This window comes from Cyclobacterium sp. 10D3-21, assembly GCF_055809755.1.
Window position 1 is genome coordinate 6,093,822 of record NZ_CM147924.1, and the last position, 22,317, is coordinate 6,116,138.

Sequence of the window (22,317 nt, forward strand, 5' to 3'; positions counted from 1 at the left end):
TATGGATTAATCTATGGTTTTGTATATGGTAAACTTGCCTACTCTTCTAATATGAAAGGTTTTTAACAATTATAAACATTCATATATTTTATGGCTTGATGCCTTAGGTTGGAACTACCCTTTCTGAGGTAATTGAGCCAACCCTTCAGTAGTGATACTATTTGGTTGGTTTCGCTTGTTTCCTTCGGCATTCTCCTTTAGAGCTTATCTGATCTGGAGTTACACTTTCTTCAAAGTAAAATGGAAAGCATAGCTGGAACCTATTGCCTTAAACTATGGTGTTCAGTAGTCCACACAAAGTAATAAATAATTTTAACTACCTGAATTTAATAAGAATCCACCTCCTACAAAACAAAATTCAATCTTTTCTGGATTTCATTTTTTTTTATTCAAAGTACTCACCTTCAATGATGTGAAAGGAAACCTCTAGCTGGGTTTCCTTGTCAGTTTTATTCTTTGAATCGCAGATTAACCTAATCTTCTTTTAATTCAGAAATGACGGCACTCACTTCTTTTGTTTCAAATTTTTGAATAAACTTGAGTAAAATTCGAATCCCTATTGACTTGGGGGACTGAATGTGTTCGCTTAACTTAAGGACAAAATAGTCAATCTTATTTCTGGTATTTCCACTATGGGCTTCGCCTAATGACCATAGAAGTTTTGCCGAATTCCAAGATTGTTTACGCGCTTTACGCATGCTAAAATTTATGATCTTTTCATCATTACTTTTCCCTATTAAGTCTAAAATAAACATGAAAGGTGATACTCGATTAAGTCGGTCTTGCAACTCATTGGTGATCTGAAAAAGGATGTCATTCACTTTATTGAAATCATTTTCAATATCACGGATTTCTCCTCCAGACATTGTTGCTGCTGTGGCCACTGCAAGGTCCAGGTTTATATGTGCGTTCATCCCTAACATTATATGTTGCACAATTGTCAATGGATCTTCTACATGATCAAAAGCATAAGCCCAGGAAGCACTTATAGTTTCGCCTTTTTTATAGGCGCTGTAAGCATCCAGATACAATTTGGCGAAAGCCACATCTAAAGTTTCTAAGCGCGCATTGTTCTCAAAGTGCCCTAAAGCAATCTCGGAAGCGATCTCAAAAGTTGTACGTCTATAGATATATGCGAACAAACCCAGTCTGCTATTGGTAATGATGCTCTCATCAATAATTACATCAAGTTCTTTAATGACATCCTGTATGGTGGTAGTATCCGGCATTGTAAATAAGGTAGTCTAACGTTAAGGTATCGCATGATACTCAAATCCTTTATGGTGACCTTCTTCAAGGGTTTTAAGCTGATACCTGCCGTTAGGTGCTTTTGATAGTTTCTTTAGTGGCCCCTCTAAGGTAGTAAATTATGCAGTTATATGTTTACGCGGCATTTTGCAAAAAAATTTCGAACTTATTTCATAAATTGTGGTAATCACAAATAGTCAGGTTCTCAAATATTTGAAAAAAAGTGAAATACCAATAGTTTTACCTGAATCAAATATTACGAAATACAGAACAATACATTAATTATTACTGACAAAGAGAATATCGGCCAAATAATGCTGGAATAAGGGGCGGTACCACTCTCGATGTTCATAAAGACCTTCTGATATCAGCCAATTGATGGCAAAATAAATAAGCAAAACATTGACCTAAGCCGGATAAAGTGCTATTTCATAATTTTATCGGAAGGAAAGGATTCTATATAAAGCGTCGTTGAGTTATCAGGTTTTCTTCTTATCTCCACCTTTGTCAATATCTGCTTATAATTAAAGAAGCTTGCCTCTTTTCTCAAAACAAGAAAGTTCAACATTTTCCTACCTTCACTATTGGTTTTAGTCATTTGTTTCAAAATTGATTTCATCTCTTTATCGTAAGGCAATTTGTTTTGGTCAGAAACATGAAAATTCCATGCAATTATACCCATCTTAGCCTTCTCCAAATATTCTTCTTCTGTTTCGGAACCGTTGAGAAGAGGTTTGATGAATTGTATCAAAATACTTGAATAGGAAACGTAATTTTTATCCATACTGAAAAGGTTATTTGAATTTTAAAATCCCAATGCTATCTAAATGGAATCTGAAAAAGTTGATTTAATTAAGACACCATAAATAAGCAAATCTTAAGTCCTTAATAATAGAGTATAAGCTTCAATCATTATTTTTTAGCTCATTAATATTTCATCCTGAATTTATTAAGACGGTGTCAAGGAAAATAAATAATCAACTACCCGACTTAATACAAATTTATGTTTTAACAAATCCTACTAAGCCAGTAAATTGGCAAGTTTTGCAGTCCCTTCCTTCACTAAACTTATTGTAAATATTACACATTTAGGCTAAAAAAAAAAGAATCTATTAATGGAAAAGCCTGTGAAAATGTGCCAGTCTATGATTTACAGCGCATAAGGCTTAGAAGATTGTAAGCTTCAAGTAGTGGAAAAACCAGCTTCCCTGCTCAGAAAGTGTTCTTATTGCAAAACCGGAGAACTACATACAGTGGCATGCTTCGTCCAAAGAGGGCTTCCAGGCAACTGATTTAACAAAATCAGGTAGCAAAATAACGAGCGCTAGCTAGCTTAAAAAAACAGGTATGTCCAAAGAGTAAAAACAGCCTAAAGTTCGCTCCAAAACCCTTTACCTTTTGAATAATAGCTACTGAAAAAAGGAACCCAAGGTCAAAGAACAAATAAAAGCAGTAAATTTTCAATCTCCCAACGCTAAAAAAACAAAAGGAGAAAACCATTCCCCATAGTAACTCTAATTCCCAAGGCACTGAAGTGTACCCTGAGCATGTCGCAGATTCATTGAGGTGTACCCTAAGTTTGTCGAAGGGCCAGCCGTCAGAATACTTAGTTATTAGGTACAGTATTTTTATTTTTAATTCACTGAAATTCTGTCAATTAGTACGTTTGGTCTTGTAATTCCTTTAAATTCAGGTTCAGGTTGGTCATAGTCGTAGTCAGCAACTCGTGTAGTGTCGGTTGTCAGAAATTCTGGTCGATATGAAATACTTGGAACATGTAAATACTCATATCTCTTGTCAATCATGTCAATATGAACTGTTGCATTCGGGTATTTATCCATGAACAATTTTAAAGTCATTCCAACGTGTACGTTGTCGTCAATTACGAGGTATCGCTATACCAGTCGAATATTAAATTTTGGTTTATAGTGTCATATTGCTGAATCAGATATGAAGGATTAACATTTAATTGTAATTGTGCGATACTGTCAATGCCATAATTTATTGGAAATACATCATAAAAAAACACCTTCAAAATATTTATCCCCCGACCAATCAATGGGGTCTCCTTGACCTATTATCAGTTGACTAATCAGACAATGTTCCATTCAGAAATATATGTGAAAAAATCAATTCGTTTTTATCATATTTTTCAGGATTAGCGTCAAAGTCCGCTTTTCTACTATCATTATTCAATGACTTTCTTTTTTCTTCTAAAGTTAAAGGTTGACTGGATGGATAAATTTTCACAATATGCTTCTTCGTTTCATTCAATTTCACAAATCTTGACTGCTTTCTATAATAAGAACAATAACCATCCCAGTTAGCAAAATCATTTTTTACTCCATCGACCTCAATAATATACCTTCCTCCTGTTGGACCAACTAATATATCTAAACCCATTTCATTCCCTATAAAGGAAAATTGGTAAGTAGCGTTTGTGTCTTGGGAAACAAAATAGGGATTTTCTAATGGGTTAAATTTGTCGAGATAGCTTAACTGTCCAGTTGAATCAACATAATCGTAATTTTTTGATTGTATTACTATACCTTTAATCATCGTTGTATTTTCATAATTGTCAGTAATCAATACAGGCTTTATTATATGTTCTTTTACACCTCTCAACGTATCTATCTTCAATAAACATTTTGCTAAAATATCCTTATAAACTTCGTGTCCGAAATCTGTTGGATGAACTTTGTCTGCTGTAAAAACGTACTGTCCAGAACTGTTTAAGAAAGTAGTTTTGTCATAATCGCTGTCATACCAAACAACAGAATCTGATTCAATCATATTAAAAATTTGAGGAGTCAATAAAACTGACGGTATGTCATAATATGACGCTATTGAATCGTGTTTGGTCGCAGACATATTCATTTTACCGTTTTCACCGTCAGATAATGAAGCTGCATTAACTGTATAAACGAAGCAAATATCTGTATATGGATTTTTTGACCATATTTTACGCACCATTCCTTCCATACTTTTTTCTACATCAGCGGAACTTGCACTGCCATCATTAACTGCAAATTCGATGATAATCAAGTCAAAATCGGACTTACTCAGTAATTGTTCATCAATTCTAAACACGCCATATTTAGAGTCAGTCCCTCCAATTGCGGCACTGTAGCTGAATAAGTCTTTTACGGAGTATTGCTCTTCTATCCAAGATACTATTTTTGGTCGCCAACCATTTGCCGCAGTGATACTACCTCCTATAAATCCAATTTTAACGTCTTGTTTTGTATTTACCTTATCAAAGAAATTAGGTAGACCTTGTCTTGCTGAAAATTCAGTTGTGTCTTTCAATTCCCACTGAGCAAAGCATTGTAAAGAGATTATCAACATAATACTAGATAGTACAAATTTCCTTTTCATATTCTTGATGACTTAAATTATTTATTTTGCATAATGTCAGTACTGTTTTCCTTGCCCGTAACGGGATTCCGCTTGGAGGCGACGGGCAATCGAAGCCGTTCTCTTCCAATCTACTCCTAACTTCTTAAATATAGTAAACTTTCCATTTACTCTGAACCGCCTGCTGTATCCAAGGTGATGTTAGGGCATTGTGCATCCTTTTTCTTTGTATCAGATAAGTTTACGTTTCCCTAAAACTTCCTTTGCCTCTATATATGCTTTATGTAATTTTTTCTCTAATTCATGTTTAGGTGGTAGGTCAGTTAAATACTCTGATACCATAATTCCATCTTTATGCATTTCTAAAAGTTCCACCTGTTCTTTACTTGTTTCTGCACAAAGAATTAGTCCGACTGGAGCATTTTCACCATCTTGTCTTTCATGTCTATTTAGCCATTTTAGGTACAATTCCATTTGTCCTTTATGCTTTGCTTGAAATTTTCCAATTTTTAATTCAATAGCAACCAATCTTTTTAATTTTCGGTGATAGAAAAGAAGGTCTAGGTGATAATCTTCCCCATCAACTATCATTCTTTTTTGTCGTTCTATAAATGCAAACCCTTTTCCAATTTCAAGAATAAATTTCTCAAGCTCCTTTAAGATTGCAGCTTCTAGGTCATTTTCTAGATAACCATAGGGGAGATTTAAAAAATCGAGTAAATAAGGGTCCTTGAACTTATTAGATAAATCATGCTTTTTATCTGGCAGTTGGGTATTTGCTATTTCTGTTCTTTCATATGTTTTTTGTTCTATTTGCTTCCTAAGACCTCTCACCCCCAATTGTTCTTCTATTACCCGTTGAGCATAAAAATTGATCTTTTCAGAGGATCTTAATGGAATTAAAACTAAGAAGTGTGACCAGCTTAAATATCGTGACAGTGTAACGACTATTTCTGTTTTTGGAAAAGTATCAGCAAATTGAAGCATTCTCCTTAAATTCTTTTCCTCAAAGTTCCGCCCAAAACGTTCTTCTAATTGTCGGGACAGTGTAACGACAATTTGTTTACCATATTCAGCACGTTTATGTTCTAAAATGAAATCATTTATCCGCTTACCTACTTGCCAAAATAGTAACGTCATCGTACTATTTACTTGAGATAGTGCCTTAGAATGGCCTTGTTCAATGAGGTTACTGATTTCATTATACAAAATAATTTCTGGATGAAAATTACTTTTTTCGATCATTCTTCAATTTACCTATTTACAAATATAACCTACTCTAGAAAGGTCTCTTCTTTTTTATACATATGCCCTAACGTGATTCAGCTTGAAGACGGCGGGCTTTAGGAGCCGTTCCCTTCCAGCCCACCTAACTTCTTAAAGATACTGATTTTCATATTTAATCGACCCCCATCGCTGTATCCAAGGTGATGTTAGCGAAAGTTTATCTTATCTCTTTACCCAGTTTTCTAATTGAATTTCAGAAATTCTTTCAATTCCTTTAGGTTTTCTGTCACCATGATCATCCCCTTATCCACTGCGGTACATCCGATTAATAGATCAAAATCGCTTATCATCAGTCCTATTGACCTTAATCGAGCTTTTTCTTTTCCATAAATGTAAATGGCACTGAAAATCGGAAGGATTAGAATTTGATTGGTAAAAACTTCTATTAACTCAAGATTCTTTTTGGGATTAGTGCTGTTTTCTGCTCCAAATACTAGTTCAGCAAACGTAACTTCAGAAATAGCAAAATTTTCCGTTCCTATCTCCTGAAACTTTTCTATCATCCCAAACTTCCCTCTAAAAAAATGGATGCAGATATTTGTGTCTAATAGATATTTCATTCGAAATCAAGATCTTCTGTTTTTTCAACTCTAGATTCTCTAATTTTTTTAATGATTTCATCAGAATCTTTGTCGTCTTCCCAGGCTCCAAAAAGTGTTCGCAAATCCACCTTCTCTTCTTTTATATCCAGTGACTCGGTCAATTTAATGATAAGTTTTTTCTTGGAAAGATTATCTAAACCCTTCAACATACCAAAATACTTTTCCAATGTTTTATTATTTAAAGTAAGGGTTGCCATGTTTTTTCTTCAATTTTCGGAATTAATGGATTGATGGTCAAATGATTTGGAAAATTAAACCCCTAATTCTCTTTTCTTTTTCTGAATTAAACGTCCCATCTCACTTAAATCTTTAATAAATCCTGATGCCATGATAAATTTATTTTCCGTGTTAAACCAATAGACTTTATTATCCCCTTTCACTTTTATTTTATACAAAGGAGGGAAAACAAACTGTATCAGAGAAAGGGATTCTACTTCCATCCAATTTATTTTTCTTTTATTCTCCCCCTTTTTAATTGTTACATTTTGACCTCCCAATTTAACTATTACAAACTTATCCTTAAGCGCAATAAATATTGGGAAGCAAACTATTCCTATCATTCCAAAAACTAAGGTGGTAACGAAGCTTTGTTCCATTTTCTCACCATTTACCCAGAATAACTCGGGAAAGAACCAAGACAAGATACTCGTGATTAACAATATTATTCCCAAGCCAAGAAACAGATATTTCAGAAAGTGGTGATAGAGATTATTGCTTTCCATGGATTTTATTCAATTTTCGCTAACGTGTTTCAGCTTGGAGACGGCGGGCTTTCAGAGACGTGCTATTCCATGCTACTCCTAACTTCTTAAAGATACTGAACTTTCTATTTACTCTGAACCGACCGCTGTATCCAAGGTGATGTTATGCACAGTTAATCTTTTAGTTTGATGTCTGTCGGAAATACAAAGTCGCTTGATGTCAAATTTTGTTTTGATACTTCGGTCGCAACACTTGTCCAGATGAAACCATTTTTATGATCAGTCATTACAAACTTCAAGCTTAAGGCTCCTTCAGTCGCTTCTAAATATTTATTCCATTCACCGAATTTATGTTTAATGAAATTCTTACGGTCGGTTTTGATGGTCTTGTTGAAGTAATAAATTGTGGTTGCATTGTCTGTCTCTACCTGAATGGATTCACAGTCGTAACCCGCAATTTTTTCCTTTTTGTCAAGTTTGGTTACTGTGAATTTCTGTGAAGTTTGTGTCGAACCGTCATATTTTTTAGCGGTATTGTCCTTATTAAAATAATAGTAACTATTTGTTTCACTATTGTATAGTTGCATCCACGAATTTTTTTCATCATACGCTTTGTAATTCCAGTTGTCGATGAAGTAGTGTTGCTCTCGACCAAAATAAGGTACTAATTGGTCTGTGATGTCGTTACCTTTTAAGTCCGTGAACGAATAATTGTAAAGAATTTTTCCTACAAAAGTTTCTTTGTCAGAAGTGAAGGATGTTAACACAAGTGTCAAGATTGAAATTGCAAATAGTTTTTTCATTATCGCTTTTGTATTAATTTAATTGTGTCCAAATTTTAATGCAAGATGCGTGCGGCGCTCCGGAAAACGAAGTTTAGACTGTCTGGCCGTGGGCAACTTACTACGAAGTTAATATTGTTTTGTTAAATTTTAGCCGCATGAATTTTGCATTTTGTTACCACACGTTTTTTCTATTTCTCTTTAAAATATTCACTTATCATTTGTTGTATTCCAATGTCTGTAAATACTCCGGTTTTAATTTTAAATTCATTTTCTTTAACGAGTATGATTCCATAAAGACTTTCTTGTTCAAACTTGTCTATTAATTCATTGTTTGCTATAAAAAGTCGATTGTCGCTGATATTTACATTTAATGATGAGTCCTGATATAATTCAAGGATTTTACTTGCATAATATCCAAAGTCACTTGACACTTCATAAATACCTTCAGCGTTTTCAGAGTTTGCAATTGAATAAAATTGAATCGAGTCAGGTTGAAAAAATAATAATGTCGGATTTTGTAATTGCTCTATTTTTTTTGATTCATCCCAATTGGCTGAATTAATTGCAAGTATCATTTGACTTTTCAAGGAAGGACTGGTTTTTGTGTCTGCAATTTTTTTTATTGCCAATTCGAGGTCAATTAAATCATGTAGTGGGCTTTTTAATTCAGAAACTATTAATCCGAAGTCAATTTGGTCATTATTTTTTTCTATGACCTTGCAAAATAGTTCAGGTTCATTTTGAATGACTTTGAATAATGTCTCATTACTAAATTCACTGAATTCAACATTGTTTTTACATTCTTCTCCAAATGTTTTTAAGAATCTCAACATTAAGTCTTCCGAGATATTGTCAATATTCTCATGTGTCTCAAGGACTTTTTCTGTATTGCATTTTAACGAAGCCCTTTCATTGTTCTGTGAATTCACATTTAGATAGAACAAGAAAAAAGTGAAGGTCAAAATACTTATTAGAATTCTATGTTTCATTTTTCTTCAAATGTGTAGTAACGTGATTCAGCTTTGAGACGGCGGGCATTTGAAAACGTTCTCTTCCAACCTACACCTAACTTCTTAAAGATAATGATTTTTATAGTTACTCGGTACCGCCCGCTGGATTCGAGGTGATGTTGAACGAATCCTGCTAAGGCAGGAAGCCGGCAGTTGTTGCCGTTTCTTCCTACATTAGACTTATCGTTAATATTAAACATTTTAAGCTATGAAAAAAAAAGCAATCTATCATTGAAAAAGCCTGTGAAAATGTTCCGGGATTTGATTTACAACTCAAAAGGCTCCGAAGATCAATAACCATTTCGGGGAAAAGTCAAAGCACTCTCAACAATTACGCTCGATGCCTGGCCCATATGGGACTACATCTCAACTCTGATCTGCTTGAACTTGACGACGAAGTCATACAGGACTACCTCCATTTCCTCAAGCGTAAGCACAATACTCCCTCCGACAGTTTCTTTAAACACACCGTTTACGGACTGCGCTACCTTTTTCGAATCTTTGACCGAAAAGAAAGCAGCGTCATTCTGCCCTCCATCGAACGACCAAAAAAACTCCCTGTCGTCCTTAGCCAGCAAGAGGTTAAGGAGCTATTAAAAGCCCCAAAGCTACTCAAACATCGCCTAATCCTTGCTTTACTTTATGGCTGTGGACTACGGAACTTTGAATGTTGTAAACTCAAAATAACGGATATCGATCTTGACCGAAAAATGCTCCATATCCGGGAAGAGGACCGAACGTAAAGAAACTGTCCTGTGGACAGTTTTAGTAAGGGGCCAGGCTGCGGGTGGGGCCGAAAAGACCGCTATGTTCCTCTCTGCGATCTTCTTACAAGAGGGATTAAAACGTACTTGGAAGTAGAAAAACCTGTCGAATATCTCTTTAACGGCAAGAACAGTGCTGGTGAAACTGTTCCCATTAGTGCAAGGGGTGTGCAGTGGGCCGCACGTGAAGCCAGACGAGCTAGTGGTATACTCAAGCAAGTTACCGCTCACTCTCTTAGGCATAGCTATGCTACCCACCTGCTCGAAATGGGTACTGACATCTTTACGCTCAAAGAACTCCTCGGCCATGTGGACATTAATACAACGCTAATTTATCTGCATAGCCTGTCCCGTTCTCGGGATGGCAAGGGTCGGCAGGCAGGCTCCTTTTAGTCCATTGGAGAAACTTTATGAGGGATAAGCATTCTGCCTGTCAGCTTGCTGATATTATCAGAGCCTTACACAACGATATTCCTGCAATAGCTCCCAATGCTTGGAAAGCCCGTACCCTCTATGCGCTGATGCGTTGCCGAACCGCTGAGATGGGAGGGCATATTGATCGTTGCGATAATCCTGATTGTAAAAAGCTACACCTGAGTTATAACAGTTGCCGAAACAGGCACTGTCCACGCTGTCAAGGACACCTACGTGAACGCTGGATCCAGACTAGGGAAAAGGATCTGTTGAATGCGTCTTACTTTCATGTCGTGTTCACCTTGCCTGACACGCTCAATGAATTAGCATTGACCAAGCCTTCTGAGCTTTACCACCTGCTGTTTCAAACCGCATGGTCAGTCGTCAGGGACTTTGCTGCCAACCCCAAGTTGCTAGGTGCAAAGACTGGAATGGTAAGTGTGTTACATATCCCGATACGCTTCGCTTCGGGACAGGCTATGGGGGCAGAACCTAAGCTTACACCCTCATCTGCACTGCATTGTTCCTGCTGGTGGTCTAACACCTTCCGGTAAATGGAAGGCTTCTCTCTCCAAAGGGCGATTTCTTTTTCCGGTAAAGAAAATGTCTACCGTATTCAGAGCAAGAATGGTGCAGGCACTAAGGGAAAAGAAGTTGTTGGACCCGAACACTGCAAGGCAATTGTTCTCCAAGAAATGGGTCATCTACTGCAAAAAACCATTCTTCGGCCCAAAACAGGTCATTGAATACCTGGGTAGGTATTCTCATTCACCCCGTTGGATTATTGAAGTAATTGGAAATTCTATTCCTTAAATACTTTTTACCGTTTCCTGACTTCAAATACTTTTCTCTTCTCGTTGCATCCTGTTGATTTAAACATCCTTCCCAATAGATTAGCTTTAATGGCCTTCTCCTGTTAGTCGATGGCACTTTACCTTGGTTATGATGTTCAACCCTTGCTTTTAAGTCAGAGGTATACCCAGTGTAAAACTGCCCATCATAATCACTAAGAAGAACGTAAACATAAAAATATTTGCTCATACTTTTTTTGACGTAATTTAATAAAATCCTACGGGGTAAATTGCCATCAGCAACCAGCGGATCAGATCACTTGAAAACGGTGAGGTTCAATTTACGGTAAAGAACTACCGGAAAGAGGGCAAAAAAGAAACTTGTAGGTTAACAGCTCCTGAATTCCTAAGAAGATTTTCATTACATAACTTGTCCCGAGAATCGGGATCTTACCCAAGGGTTTTACCCGGATCAGACATTATGGAATCCTGGCCAGTGCCTTCAAGGCAACACATAAGGTCAATATCGACAGTCAGATCGGTCAGGTCGTAATAGAAGTAGGAAAAAAACCGGCTTCCCTGTTCAAAAAGTGTTCCTATTGCAAAACCGGAGAACTGCATACAGTGGCGTGCTTCGACCAAAGAGGGCCACCAGCCAACTGGTTTAACAAAATCAAGAAACAAAATAATAAGCATCAATTAGCTTAAAGGGACAGGTATGTCCAAATGGTAATAACAGCCCAAAATTCACTCCAAAACCGTTTACCTATTCAATAATAAATACTAAAAAAAGGAACCCTAGGACAAAGAACAATTTAAAATCAGAAACTTTTTCATTCTCACATCGCTAAAAAAGCAAAAGAAGAAAATCATTCCCCATAGTAAACCAAGCTCCCAACACCCCTTCAATGTTTCATTGAAGTTTACCCTGAACATTTCTCAGGGTTCAACATTGCATTCAGACTAGGCTGTTCCAGCCGTCAGAATGCTTAGTTATTCTCACTAGTTATTTTTGTTTCCAGATATTAGGAATTCCCTAACTACGTTTTTTATCCTAAAACCATTACTGCTATTGGTAAAGAAAACATAGGCAACACCTGCATCATCATACACTTCAAAGGAACAATCGTAGCCGCCATTTCTTCCACTATGCCCATATGCAAAGCCTAATGGTGAGTACTTTAATTGATATCCCAAACCAAAACCTTGTTTCCAATCAGTGTTTGCCTCAGACCAATTTTCTGGAATGTCAACTTGCTTTGCAAACATTTTATCGTAAGTGTTTTTGTCCAATAAATCTCTATTCATAAGTGAAATAATGAATTTTGAAAACTCTTTTGCATTGGTATGCATAGAGTAAGCCATATTTGGAGTCTCTGTTATTCTTAAAGCATTAGTGTATTTATCATCGTGTCCGAATGTTAATTTTTTCATCAAGGCTTTATTAGTTGAAAAATAAGTATCTTTCATACCTAAAGGTTTTACTATGTATTTTAACAGTAAAGACTCAATATTCTCTTCGGTCAATTTCTCTACCACTTTTGATAAATAAACAAATCCCTCTCCTGAATATCCAAATGTACCTGGAGGGTTAACAAAATTTAACTGTCCATTTCTCCAGTTTGGAAACCCAGTACGATGAGTAAGTGAGTGACGAGCTGTCAATTGATGATAAGCGGAATCGTGAGCTATATCATCATAGGGTAAGTATTTATATAGAGGATAATCCAAATCAATTACGCCTTCTTCAACCAGCTTCATAACAAGAAGCGCGAAAACAGGCTTTGTCACCGATCCAGCATCAAAAAGGGCATCTTCAGTGACCCTTTCGTTTTCATAAGCATTGGCATCTCCGTAGTTTTCTAAATAGACAACTTCTCCATCTTTTATTAAAGCTAGTTGTAATCCTGGAATGGCATAGTGATGTATAACTTCTTTAAAGAATTTATCTACTTTAAGGGTGTCATTTGCATTGAAATTAGGAAGAATTCCTTGTTTTGACGAAAAAAATGAAGGAGCCTTTTGAGCTTTTATATCATAATTTGGAGCAGTTGTTATTCTCCCATTTACAACTTCTACTTCAATACCCTTATCGTCTCTCGAACTCAAATACAAATCTTTATTAGTGACATTGCCTATCAATGCTGATCTTATACGATACCTTCCCTGCGGAAGGTTTAGTTCATATTCTTTTTTTCTGAGTAAAGGGAACTGCGTCCACATATCAGGATAGTCCATATTGACCAATTCTAAACCGTATGGTACTATATCAGAGAAAGGAGCTTCTAATTGGACTGCTCCCTCTAATGTTCCCATTTCTTTCGCATCTCCTTCCATTATAAACACATCACCCAAATTATTGGAAATAGAACTTTTTCCTCCAAATATTCCCCAGCTTTTGATTGAATAACCATCATTGTCCAAATCAATAATTTCGTGGTCCATACCAATTGTTCTGTTCACATACAATTCATCGCCCAGAAAGATTTTCCATTCATATGTCGTAGTATTTCCATCTCTATGAACAGCATGGTCAACTTTATTTAAGTTTTCTTCGCGAACGTCCTCGTCCCAACTATTTTTGCTAAGCATTAAATTCAAAGAGTTTTCACTCAATGCGTAAAAAGCCACACCAGAACCTTTTCTTTCGTGTTTTACATCTAGAAAAAGCCAATGAGCATCTTGTCCAAAGAGCTTAACATCCATTTCAGAAGACAAAATGTGTTGATCATCTATTACTTCAACAATTACATATAATGACTGCTCTTCTAAATTGTATCCTACCCGAAAAAACGCACTAAAATCATTTTCATTTTCCGGGTTATTCCTTGTAATTCCGTACCTACTTAAGCGACTTGGCCAATCCCCAGATTTTCCATCAATGGTAATTTTTGATACAGGTAAAGCAACGGCTCTTTCTCCATTATGAGCAAACAAACTAAATGGAAAAATAAAAAGAACGACGCCTAGATTGAAAAGTAAATTGAAGATGTTTTTTTTCATTTTCTAAGTTTTAATTGGTGAGAACTCGTTTATATGCGCAGTTTTATTTCGCTTTATATTTTTATATCCATGTCCTCTATTGGACTCCGGATCTCTTTAATTTCCCGGTTACTTACATGCGTATAAATTTCCGTGGTTCTACTGCTTTGATGCCCTAGTAGCTCTTGTATATACCGTATATCCGTACCCCCTTCATGTAGATGAGTGGCATAGGAATGCCGTAACCAATGCGGAGTAACCGGCTTTTTAATACCAGCTTTTTCCACAGCGGCTCTTAATACTTCTGCCAGGCTTCTTTCACTGTATTGACCTCCTCCTCTTCCCTCGATCAGATATTTCTTTGGTACATAAGCTTTCAAATATTCCCTATACAGACCATGTAACATCTCAGGAAACCGCACAATCCTATCTTTTTTGCCTTTCCCATTTTTAACCAAAATGATACCCCTATCGTATTGAATATGCTCAACCTGTAGGTTTAACACCTCTCCTCTTCTCAATCCACATGAATAGAGCAGCACCAACATAAAACGATGCTTAAGATTGGATAAGGACTGTAAGATGTCCTTTACCTCTTTCTTACTTAATACATTAGGCAAACTCTTGGCTTGTTTTGGACGCTTGATAATTTCGGGATTTAATACCCTCTCTTCCAATATATTGAAATACAACTTCACGCCATTGATCACTTGGGATTGGTAGGAAACTGAATACTTCCGTCTGATGATGTAATCCCTATTAAAAACCTCCAAATCCTCATTGGTAATAGAACTGGGCGACTTATTATCCAAAAACCTAAAAAATAACGCCACTGCTTCGGAATAGGTCTTAATCGTGGATTCGGAATAACGCCTGTTTCGAAGCCATTCTTTAAATTTCTGAATCTCTGATTGCAAAAAAGCATTTAATACAGGTAAGTCAGGATTCTTTTCAGGCAAATCTACCTTCTGAATCTGGCTATAGTCCAGCCAAATCTTTTTTTCTTTGAAATACTGTAGTAAATCAGATACCTGAGTAGGCGTATAAGGAACAGCCCAAACCCGCTCTTTTAGGTGCCAATTACATTCCGGAAATCCTTTAACGGTTTCTTTTAACTCGAAATCATAGGGAAATTCCAGCCGTATAACAGGCAGCTTTTGAAACCTATCGTTTTTCAAAATAATGGTCTTACGCATATGGTTGAAAAAATTGATTACCACAAGATACAAAAATTCAGGATTATACAGATCACCAACCCCTCGTAGCCTTGCCAATTTCATTTGCTATGCCTTTAGCCTCTATCTATTGTAATATTCCTCCATTGGCGAAATCCCAGCAGCTTTAATGACTGCTGTTATAAATTCCTCCAAGTACATTTGAAAAGCCCATGGCATAATTTAGTGAAACGCTTTAAGATCAGCCCCCTGGTTAAATGTTCTCAAAATTATTAGAAAATAGCGATTCAGGAATTGTAATGGGAAAATTGGCGAATGAAACTTTACGTGTTTTTGAGGTATTGAATTTTCGAACTTTCCCTTAAATTACGAACTGTTATCTACTGTAAAACGACAATCTAAAAACAGCCTTGATAATACCTCTCACAAATTAATCTAAAATGAAATATTTATATTTAAGTGTTTTTTTACTGCTTTTTTCAATGTGCAAGGGACCTAAAAAGGAACAGCATTTTACAGTAAAAGATTTAGATGCCAATATAGATTTTGCTGTTAAGCAATCCATCCTTATGGGAGATTTGTTAGCAGACGGTACAAATATATTCCCCAGAACAGCTGATGAGAATGGAAACCTTCTTACCATTGGTGGTTATTGGTGGACAACTGGCTTTTTTCCTGGATCATTATGGCTCCTGTATGCGGATACACAAAATGAGAAATTAAAAATCCTGGCTGACAAGCTTTCATCTGAGTTAGAACCACTGCAATTTTCAACTGACAATCATGATATTGGATGGATAATCAATAGTAGCTTTGGTAATTCCTATCGGATAAATGGAAAAAGACATGATGCGGATGTGATTTTACAAACGGCAAAATCATTAATTACCCGATATAGTTCAACAGTTGGTAGCATTCAATCATGGGACAAGTCAGACCGGAGTGAGAAAAACGGATGGGAATTTCCTGTGAACATTGAAAATATGATGAACCTGGAGTTGCTAACAAAGGCCTATAGGATCAGCAGCGACGCTATGTTTTTACAAATTGCGATCGAACATGCAGATAAAACATTGAAGAATCATTTTCGGTCGGATAATAGCTCCTACCACGTAGTTGATTACGGTACCTTGACAGGTGAGGCACGAAAAAAACAAACAGTTCAGGGGTATGCGGATGATTCTTCCTGGGCACGAGGTCAGGCATGGGGATTATATGGGTTTACCATGATGTATCGCGAAACTGGAAAACAACGTTACCTAGATCAAGCAAAGTCGATTGCTGAATTCATAGTAAACCATCCCCGCTTGCCTAATGACAAAATTCCGTACTGGGATTTTGATGCGCCCGATATTCCAAACGCCACCAAAGATGCCTCAGCTGCTGCAATTATTTGTTCTGCCTTGGTTGAGTTAAGCCAACATGTTGAGAACAGGCTATCGTTAAAATACCTGTCCCTTTCTGAACAGCAATTAAAAAGTCTTTCATCACCAGCATATCAGGCAAAGCTTGGTGAAAACGCTTGTTTCATCCTTAAACACAGTGTTGGTGCATTCCCCGCAAATTCAGAAGTTGATGTGCCGCTCATTTATGCAGACTATTATTATGTTGAGGCAATGATTCGTTTGAAAAACATTTATTTAAGGGACTTGAAATAATCGACAAGTCCGATTGAAGCTTAACTAAGTAGCATCCCTGTTAAATCACAGCGGTTTTACCACAAAAATTCTTGGAACAATAAGCCTCTAATCCCCTACTTATTCTTGGTAAATGGGTAGCTGATTTGTTGCCAGAAAGTTTTGGGGAATTTCTCCATGCCATCAAAGCCAAGGTCGATATCTCTCCCGTTATGCGGAATATAAGCAGTACCAAATAGGTAATCCCATATGCTTAGGGTTAGCCCATAATTGACGCCGTACCGACCTTTTGGTAGCACCTTGGCATGATGCCAGATATGCATGGTGGGATTATTGAACAGGTATTTAAGCGGGCCATAGGTTATCTTTAGGTTGGCATGGTTTAAATGCCCAACGGCTGTTGCGAAAATATGCACAATAAAAAAATCGGTCAGGCCAAAACCTATCATGGCCAAGGGCAGGTATTGCGCTGTTTTGTAAAGGATAGTCTCCATCCAATGGAATCTTAAATGAGCGGCAAAGCCCATTTGCTCCACCGAATGGTGCACCTTATGAAATTCCCAGAATGCAGGAATCCTATGCAAGAGTCGGTGTACATTCCATTGAATAAAATCCGCTATTATGAAAAGGGTTAAAAATTGCGCCCAAACAGGCCAGGTATCAATTTCTATAGCCACAACATTTTCAATACCAAAAAGCCCCAAAAAATCATTGAATGCCTCCACGGCAACATTGGAAATGGCATTAAAAGCAATCAACGAGAAAAGAAAGAAATTAAAAAACATATAAAAGCCATCCAACCAGAAATCTTTTCGAAATGCGGCTTGCTCTTTTCTCCAAGGATACACCAATTCCAGTAGCCACACAACCAATGAAAGCCCTACCAGCCACCAGAAATAATTTTCCCAGGAAGGGTACATAATCTCATTGAGCAGGTAATTGAAATACCCATAATAAGCATCCCCGATTATTTTAATGTATTTTTCCATTGTTTAACACCCAACACTTTTCCCATCAATTAAAGCTGTTTATATCAACATGGCAACTCACTTATTAACTGACAGGTTTATAACCTATTTTTTTTTGATTTGGTTTATTCCGAAATAAACCTGTACCAAGTTCCAGATTTCCCTACACAAGGTTACCTTGATTTATACTATATAATCGTGACAAATGTCACATTTTGAACTAATTCTTATTATTAAAGGGCAAAAGCCATCGGATCAAAGTATAAAATTGTTATTATTAACTAGTAGAAACAGATAGCTAAATTTTTCAGGCATGTATTTCAGTACGGATAATAAGCAAATCCCCAATAGCAAAGTACCTCAGGGTGACTTAAGAGACAAATGGTCAAATTTTAAAAACCAGGCAAAGCTCATCAGTCCCAATAATCGGAATAAATACCATGTGATCATTGTAGGCACGGGACTATCAGGAGCTTCCGCTGCGGCATCCCTTGCTGAATTAGGCTACAATGTTTCCACGTTCTGTTTTCAGGATTCTCCCAGAAGGGCACATTCAGTAGCCGCTCAGGGAGGGGTGAATGCGATGAAAAATTACAAAAATGATGGCGACAGTGTGCACCGGATGTTTTATGATACACTGAAAGGAGGTGATTTTAGAGCTCGGGAAGCAAATGTCTACCGATTGGCAGAGTGTTCTGCCAGTTTGATCGACCAGGCAGTGGCACAAGGTGTTCCTTTTGCCAGGGAGTACAGTGGCTACCTGAGCAACCGTTCTTTTGGTGGCGTACAGGTAAGCCGTACTTTTTACGCCAGGGGACAAACCGGGCAACAATTGCTACTTGGAGCTTACCAGGCCATGATGCGGCAAGTAAAAGCCAAAAAAGTCACCAGCTATACCAGGCATGAAATGCTGGATCTCGTTTTAATCAATGGGGTGGCCAAAGGCATTATCGCCAGAAACCTTGACACTGGAGAAATCACCAGGCATACTGCCAATGCCGTGGTACTGGCAACAGGTGGATTTGGGAAAATCTATTATTTATCCACTTTGGCAATGGGCTGTAATGGATCGGCCATTTGGCGGGCCCATAAAAAAGGTGCATGGACCGCTTGCCCCAGTTGGACACAAATTCATCCTACCTGCCTTCCCCAATCCGGTGCTTACCAATCTAAGCTCACCCTAATGTCAGAATCCCTCCGGAACGATGGGAGAATATGGGTGCCTATGACAAAAAATGAGAATAGAAAAGCGGTTGATATTCCTGAAGAAGAAAGGGATTATTACCTGGAACGAAGGTATCCCTCCTTTGGAAATCTCGCCCCAAGAGACATCGCTTCGCGAGCTGCAAAAGAAAGGATTGATGCAGGACATGGCGTGGGTTCTTTAAAAAATGCCGTTTATCTTGATTTTAAAGACGCCCTGGCCAATCAAGGAAAAGCCGCCATTGCTAAAAAGTATGGGAATTTATTCGATATGTATGAAAAAATTACCGGCATCAATGCTTATAAGGAACCAATGAAAATTTCTCCCGCTGCCCATTTCTCCATGGGAGGTCTTTGGGTGGATTACGAACTAAGTACCAATATCCCTGGCCTTTTTAGTATTGGAGAATCCAATTTCTCAGACCATGGTGCCAATCGACTGGGTGCCAACTCCCTATTACAAGCTTGCGTAGACGGCTACTATATCCTGCCTCAAACCCTCCCCCATTACCTCGCTCAATCTGGAAAACCCGAAGCCATAAACAGTGAGGACCCAGCTTTCCTGGAAAGCGAACTACAAGTCAAACAGCAACTTGAGGATTTTGGCAAAATTAATGGCCATAAAACAGTGGATTATTTCCATAGAGAGCTAGGAAAGATCCTTTACGACAAGTGTGGATTAACACGTACGGAGAAAGGTTTAACCATGGCAATTGAGGCTATCAAAAATTTAAAGGCTTCCTTCTATAAGGACTTAAAAGTCCCCATGAAAACCGATGGCATCAATGAAGAACTTGAAAAAGCAGGACGTGTCGCCGATTATCTTGAAATAGGTGAACTTATGTGCATCGATGCATTGAGCAGGGAAGAGTCTTGCGGTGCACATTTCAGGATGGAACACCAAACTAAGGATGGAGAGGCCATCCGGAACGACGAGGAGTTTAACTTTATCTCTTGCTGGCAAAGATCAGAAAAGGCCCCCATATTAATAAAAGAGGTGCTGGATTTTGAATTTACTAAACCTACAGAAAGGAGCTATAAATAATGAATTTCAAACTAAAAATCTGGAGACAAGAACAGACAGCCGTCAATGGAAAAATGGTGGCTTATGCCGTCAAAGACATTTCACCGGACATGTCCTTTCTGGAAATGCTAGATCAGCTCAACGAAAACCTTATCCTTAGTGGACAAAATCCCATTTCATTCGATTCCGATTGTCGGGAGGGAATTTGTGGTCAATGTGGCCTGTTTATCAATGGAAGGGCACATGGACCTAGAGGACATACCAGCACTTGTCAGTTGCACATGCGTTCATTTAAGGATGGTGAAACCATTTATATTGAACCATTCAGAGCTGGTCCATTTCCAGTAAAAAAAGACCTGAAGGTGGATAGAAGTGCCTTGGATGAAATCATTATTTCAGGAGGTTATATAGGGGTTAATACTGGCCAATCACCGGAAGCCAACCAAACCTTAATCAGTAGCGACACAGTGGAAGCAGCGTTTGATGCGGCCTCCTGTATTGGCTGTGGAGCTTGCGTTGCCTCTTGTAAAAATGGAAGCGCCTCACTGTTCACCGCTGCCAAGATCAGTCATTTGGCCCAATTGCCACAAGGGAAAATAGAGCACCATAAAAGAACAAATGACATGGTAAATAAAATGGATGAATTGGGTTTTGGTGCCTGCTCAAATACTGGAGCTTGTGAGGTAGAATGCCCCCAAGGTATTTCCATCAGTAACATTGCCTTTATGAACAAGTCCTTCCTCAGATAACCCACCCTCCTATGAATATTGCTGCAATCGATATTGGCACAAATAGTATCCACATGATTATAGTCAAGGTTCAATCCAGGACCCATTTTGACATCCTTATGCAGGAAAAAAACATGGTAAAGCTTGGTGTAGGTGTTTTTGCCAATAAGGAGCTCAGCAAGGAAGCCATGGACATGGGAGTGGCCACTGTCCAGAGATACGTTCAGTTAGCAGATCAATATGGAGTAGATGACATTATAGTCTCCGCCACAAGTGCCACCAGGGAAGCAAAAAATGGCAGAGAATTTTTGGACAGATTAATTCATGAGGCAGGTGTTTCACCCCAGTTAATTTCCGGAAAAGAGGAAGCTAAATTAATTTTTCTAGCCGTAAGAGAAGCTATCGCTATAAAAGACGAGAAATTATTGGTAATAGACATTGGCGGAGGAAGTACTGAAGCCGTCATCGGTGATCAAAACCAAATATTTTATGGCAATTCCATGAAACTGGGCGTTTTGCGTTTATGGGACTTTATTGGAAACCAAACGAAGATAAACGGCAAGACCCAAAAGGAACTAAAAGCACACATTAAGCAAGCGGCTAGTGCCGTAGTGGAAAAAATCAATCAGACCGGTTTTGATAGGGTTATTGGCACCTCTGGAACCATACGTGCACTGGCTGAAGCCTGTCTGATAAAAGTTGACAATCTCGCACCAGAAATAGTGAACGCTGAAACTGTTAAATTGAAAGACCTCATCAAGCTAAGGGATCGATTGCTGGATGCAAGCCCCGAAGAACGTGGTGAAATCCCAGGATTAAGTAGCAATAGAGCTGATGCAATCCACCTAGGAGCAATCTTACTTGTAGAGATATTAACACAAATTAATGCCTCGGTCATTACCATTTCAGACGCATCCCTTAGAGATGGAATGATTATTAACTACCTAGAGAAGCATGGTATACTAATTGAAGAAGTAAGTCAGGGAAAAAGCCTTAAAGAGAAAAGTTGTATTCGTTTGGCGATAAAATACGATACAGACCTCATGGAGAAAAGGCATGTCATGAAAATTGCGCTGCAATTATTCGATCAGCTCAAGCACCTGCATGAAGCGGACAATTATGAAAGAGACCTGATCTCCCATGCGGCGCTTATCTATGACATTGGCTTATTTGTGACCTTTCAGGATTATCACAAGCATTCCAGGTACTTGATCAAAAATAGTCAACTTAGGGGCTTCACCAATGATGAGGTGTTCTTATTGGGACACCTGGCAAGGTACCACAGGAAAAAAGGTCCTGGCAAAAGCCAAAAAAAATACCGAAAACTGGATAAACCTCAGAAGAAAAAGCTTAAACTTTTGGCCGGAATTCTTAGGATTGCAATAGGCTTGGACAAAACAAAAAACCAATGGGTGCAAAATATTCACTGTGAGGAGAAGGCGGACTTATTGGAAATAAAAGTCTTTGGTGAAGAAAACATGGACCTTGAGATCTGGGAAGCTCAACGGTATGCAGACACCTTGGCGAAGTATTTAAAGAAGGATATTGTATTAATGGTTGGATAAATTGAATACCCAAGTTATAAAAATCACGCAATAGCCATTAAAACAACACGAAATTTGTAGACAATTGTATGTTTTC

At 37.8% G+C, this 22,317-nt stretch carries 17 protein-coding genes and 3 pseudogenes; 7 read left to right on the forward strand and 13 right to left on the reverse strand.

Annotation, left to right across the window (positions count from 1 at the left end):
• Positions 1-473 precede the first annotated feature (473 nt).
• The 9 genes from AC0L7T_RS23560 to AC0L7T_RS23600 all read right to left on the reverse strand — a co-directional run bounded on the left by AC0L7T_RS23560 (position 474) and on the right by AC0L7T_RS23600 (position 8,909).
• Positions 474-1,229 carry a DUF5995 family protein gene (locus tag AC0L7T_RS23560; RefSeq protein WP_473338847.1) on the reverse strand — a complete coding sequence of 252 codons (756 nt, stop codon included), beginning with the start codon at positions 1,227-1,229 and terminating at the stop codon, positions 474-476.
• Between the two features lie 443 nt (positions 1,230-1,672).
• Entirely contained in the window at positions 1,673-2,032 is a 360-nt protein-coding gene (locus AC0L7T_RS23565) for a hypothetical protein (protein ID WP_473338848.1), read from the reverse strand.
• Between the two features lie 1,304 nt (positions 2,033-3,336).
• The gene (locus AC0L7T_RS23570) at positions 3,337-4,626 is read right to left on the reverse strand and encodes an SGNH/GDSL hydrolase family protein (RefSeq protein WP_473338849.1); all 1,290 of its coding nucleotides are present in this window, start codon (positions 4,624-4,626) and stop codon (positions 3,337-3,339) included.
• A 210-nt stretch (positions 4,627-4,836) separates the two neighbouring features.
• Positions 4,837-5,850 (reverse strand): PDDEXK nuclease domain-containing protein, encoded by a 1,014-nt coding sequence (locus AC0L7T_RS23575; RefSeq protein ID WP_473338851.1) that lies wholly within the window; start codon positions 5,848-5,850, stop codon positions 4,837-4,839.
• A gap of 224 nt (positions 5,851-6,074) precedes the next feature.
• Positions 6,075-6,452: a PIN domain-containing protein gene (locus AC0L7T_RS23580; RefSeq protein ID WP_473338852.1), complete on the reverse strand. Its 378-nt coding sequence runs from the start codon at positions 6,450-6,452 to the stop codon at positions 6,075-6,077.
• Positions 6,449-6,691 (reverse strand): hypothetical protein, encoded by a 243-nt coding sequence (locus tag AC0L7T_RS23585; RefSeq protein ID WP_473338854.1) that lies wholly within the window; start codon positions 6,689-6,691, stop codon positions 6,449-6,451. The genes AC0L7T_RS23580 and AC0L7T_RS23585 overlap by 4 nt, the downstream gene beginning before the upstream one ends.
• 54 nt (positions 6,692-6,745) lie before the next feature.
• Positions 6,746-7,054 carry a hypothetical protein gene (locus AC0L7T_RS23590; protein ID WP_473338855.1) on the reverse strand — a complete coding sequence of 103 codons (309 nt, stop codon included), beginning with the start codon at positions 7,052-7,054 and terminating at the stop codon, positions 6,746-6,748.
• Between the two features lie 314 nt (positions 7,055-7,368).
• Positions 7,369-7,962, reverse strand: coding sequence for a DUF4412 domain-containing protein (locus AC0L7T_RS23595; protein WP_473338857.1), 594 nt, complete (start codon positions 7,960-7,962; stop codon positions 7,369-7,371).
• Positions 7,963-8,168: 206 nt separating this feature from the next.
• Positions 8,169-8,909 (reverse strand): hypothetical protein, encoded by a 741-nt coding sequence (locus AC0L7T_RS23600; protein ID WP_473338858.1) that lies wholly within the window; start codon positions 8,907-8,909, stop codon positions 8,169-8,171.
• Positions 8,910-9,343: 434 nt separating this feature from the next.
• Here AC0L7T_RS23600 and AC0L7T_RS23605 point away from each other — a divergent pair.
• A pseudogene (locus AC0L7T_RS23605) lies at positions 9,344-10,147 on the forward strand (tyrosine-type recombinase/integrase).
• 17 nt (positions 10,148-10,164) lie between these two features.
• A pseudogene (locus AC0L7T_RS23610) lies at positions 10,165-10,936 on the forward strand (IS91 family transposase); the annotation flags it as partial.
• On the opposite strand, the gene AC0L7T_RS23615 reads toward AC0L7T_RS23610, so the two are convergent.
• Positions 10,937-11,209: a GIY-YIG nuclease family protein gene (locus AC0L7T_RS23615; protein ID WP_473338860.1), complete on the reverse strand. Its 273-nt coding sequence runs from the start codon at positions 11,207-11,209 to the stop codon at positions 10,937-10,939. It abuts the pseudogene before it with no gap.
• 39 nt (positions 11,210-11,248) lie between these two features.
• Between AC0L7T_RS23615 and AC0L7T_RS23620 the strand changes: the two are divergent.
• A pseudogene (locus tag AC0L7T_RS23620) lies at positions 11,249-11,667 on the forward strand (transposase); the annotation flags it as partial.
• Positions 11,668-11,961: 294 nt separating this feature from the next.
• On the opposite strand, the gene AC0L7T_RS23625 reads toward AC0L7T_RS23620, so the two are convergent.
• Together AC0L7T_RS23625 and xerA are read right to left on the reverse strand one after the other, a co-directional pair.
• Positions 11,962-13,962 carry a serine hydrolase domain-containing protein gene (locus AC0L7T_RS23625; protein ID WP_473338862.1) on the reverse strand — a complete coding sequence of 667 codons (2,001 nt, stop codon included), beginning with the start codon at positions 13,960-13,962 and terminating at the stop codon, positions 11,962-11,964.
• Positions 13,963-14,015: 53 nt separating this feature from the next.
• The gene (xerA, locus tag AC0L7T_RS23630) at positions 14,016-15,221 is read right to left on the reverse strand and encodes a site-specific tyrosine recombinase/integron integrase (RefSeq protein ID WP_473338863.1); all 1,206 of its coding nucleotides are present in this window, start codon (positions 15,219-15,221) and stop codon (positions 14,016-14,018) included.
• Positions 15,222-15,556: 335 nt separating this feature from the next.
• Between xerA and AC0L7T_RS23635 the strand changes: the two genes are divergently transcribed.
• On the forward strand, positions 15,557-16,774 hold the full coding sequence (locus tag AC0L7T_RS23635) for a hypothetical protein (RefSeq protein WP_473338864.1): 1,218 nt from the start codon (positions 15,557-15,559) through the stop codon (positions 16,772-16,774).
• A 95-nt stretch (positions 16,775-16,869) separates the two neighbouring features.
• On the opposite strand, the gene AC0L7T_RS23640 is transcribed toward AC0L7T_RS23635, so the two are convergent.
• A complete protein-coding gene (locus tag AC0L7T_RS23640) occupies positions 16,870-17,742 on the reverse strand; it encodes a sterol desaturase family protein (RefSeq protein ID WP_473338866.1) in 873 nt (290 codons plus the stop codon).
• A gap of 292 nt (positions 17,743-18,034) precedes the next feature.
• On the opposite strand from AC0L7T_RS23640, the gene AC0L7T_RS23645 reads away from it, so the two are divergent.
• The 3 genes from AC0L7T_RS23645 to AC0L7T_RS23655 are packed head-to-tail and all read left to right on the forward strand — an operon-like array spanning position 18,035 to position 22,241.
• The gene (locus AC0L7T_RS23645; RefSeq protein WP_473338867.1) at positions 18,035-19,969 is read left to right on the forward strand and encodes a fumarate reductase/succinate dehydrogenase flavoprotein subunit; all 1,935 of its coding nucleotides are present in this window, start codon (positions 18,035-18,037) and stop codon (positions 19,967-19,969) included.
• The gene (locus AC0L7T_RS23650; RefSeq protein WP_473338868.1) at positions 19,969-20,697 is read left to right on the forward strand and encodes a succinate dehydrogenase/fumarate reductase iron-sulfur subunit; all 729 of its coding nucleotides are present in this window, start codon (positions 19,969-19,971) and stop codon (positions 20,695-20,697) included. Before AC0L7T_RS23645 ends, AC0L7T_RS23650 begins: the two co-directional genes overlap by 1 nt.
• 53 nt (positions 20,698-20,750) lie before the next feature.
• Positions 20,751-22,241: a Ppx/GppA phosphatase family protein gene (locus AC0L7T_RS23655; RefSeq protein ID WP_473338869.1), complete on the forward strand. Its 1,491-nt coding sequence runs from the start codon at positions 20,751-20,753 to the stop codon at positions 22,239-22,241.
• The last annotated feature ends 76 nt before the right edge of the window (positions 22,242-22,317 follow it).

What these genes read in the sequence shown, in the direction of transcription:
- AC0L7T_RS23615 (WP_473338860.1), bottom strand. Translation starts at nt 11,209, where the DNA reads ATGAGCAAATATTTTTATGTTTACGTTCTTCTTAGTGATTATGATGGG.
- AC0L7T_RS23565 (WP_473338848.1), bottom strand. Translation starts at nt 2,032, where the DNA reads ATGGATAAAAATTACGTTTCCTATTCAAGTATTTTGATACAATTCATC.
- AC0L7T_RS23645 (WP_473338867.1), top strand. Translation starts at nt 18,035, where the DNA reads ATGTATTTCAGTACGGATAATAAGCAAATCCCCAATAGCAAAGTACCT.
- AC0L7T_RS23575 (WP_473338851.1), bottom strand. Translation starts at nt 5,850, where the DNA reads ATGATCGAAAAAAGTAATTTTCATCCAGAAATTATTTTGTATAATGAA.
- AC0L7T_RS23560 (WP_473338847.1), bottom strand. Translation starts at nt 1,229, where the DNA reads ATGCCGGATACTACCACCATACAGGATGTCATTAAAGAACTTGATGTA.
- AC0L7T_RS23625 (WP_473338862.1), bottom strand. Translation starts at nt 13,962, where the DNA reads ATGAAAAAAAACATCTTCAATTTACTTTTCAATCTAGGCGTCGTTCTT.
- AC0L7T_RS23590 (WP_473338855.1), bottom strand. Translation starts at nt 7,054, where the DNA reads ATGATAGGAATAGTTTGCTTCCCAATATTTATTGCGCTTAAGGATAAG.
- AC0L7T_RS23580 (WP_473338852.1), bottom strand. Translation starts at nt 6,452, where the DNA reads ATGAAATATCTATTAGACACAAATATCTGCATCCATTTTTTTAGAGGG.
- AC0L7T_RS23640 (WP_473338866.1), bottom strand. Translation starts at nt 17,742, where the DNA reads ATGGAAAAATACATTAAAATAATCGGGGATGCTTATTATGGGTATTTC.
- AC0L7T_RS23650 (WP_473338868.1), top strand. Translation starts at nt 19,969, where the DNA reads ATGAATTTCAAACTAAAAATCTGGAGACAAGAACAGACAGCCGTCAAT.
- AC0L7T_RS23585 (WP_473338854.1), bottom strand. Translation starts at nt 6,691, where the DNA reads ATGGCAACCCTTACTTTAAATAATAAAACATTGGAAAAGTATTTTGGT.
- AC0L7T_RS23635 (WP_473338864.1), top strand. Translation starts at nt 15,557, where the DNA reads ATGAAATATTTATATTTAAGTGTTTTTTTACTGCTTTTTTCAATGTGC.
- AC0L7T_RS23570 (WP_473338849.1), bottom strand. Translation starts at nt 4,626, where the DNA reads ATGAAAAGGAAATTTGTACTATCTAGTATTATGTTGATAATCTCTTTA.
- AC0L7T_RS23655 (WP_473338869.1), top strand. Translation starts at nt 20,751, where the DNA reads ATGATTATAGTCAAGGTTCAATCCAGGACCCATTTTGACATCCTTATG.
- xerA (WP_473338863.1), bottom strand. Translation starts at nt 15,221, where the DNA reads ATGAAATTGGCAAGGCTACGAGGGGTTGGTGATCTGTATAATCCTGAA.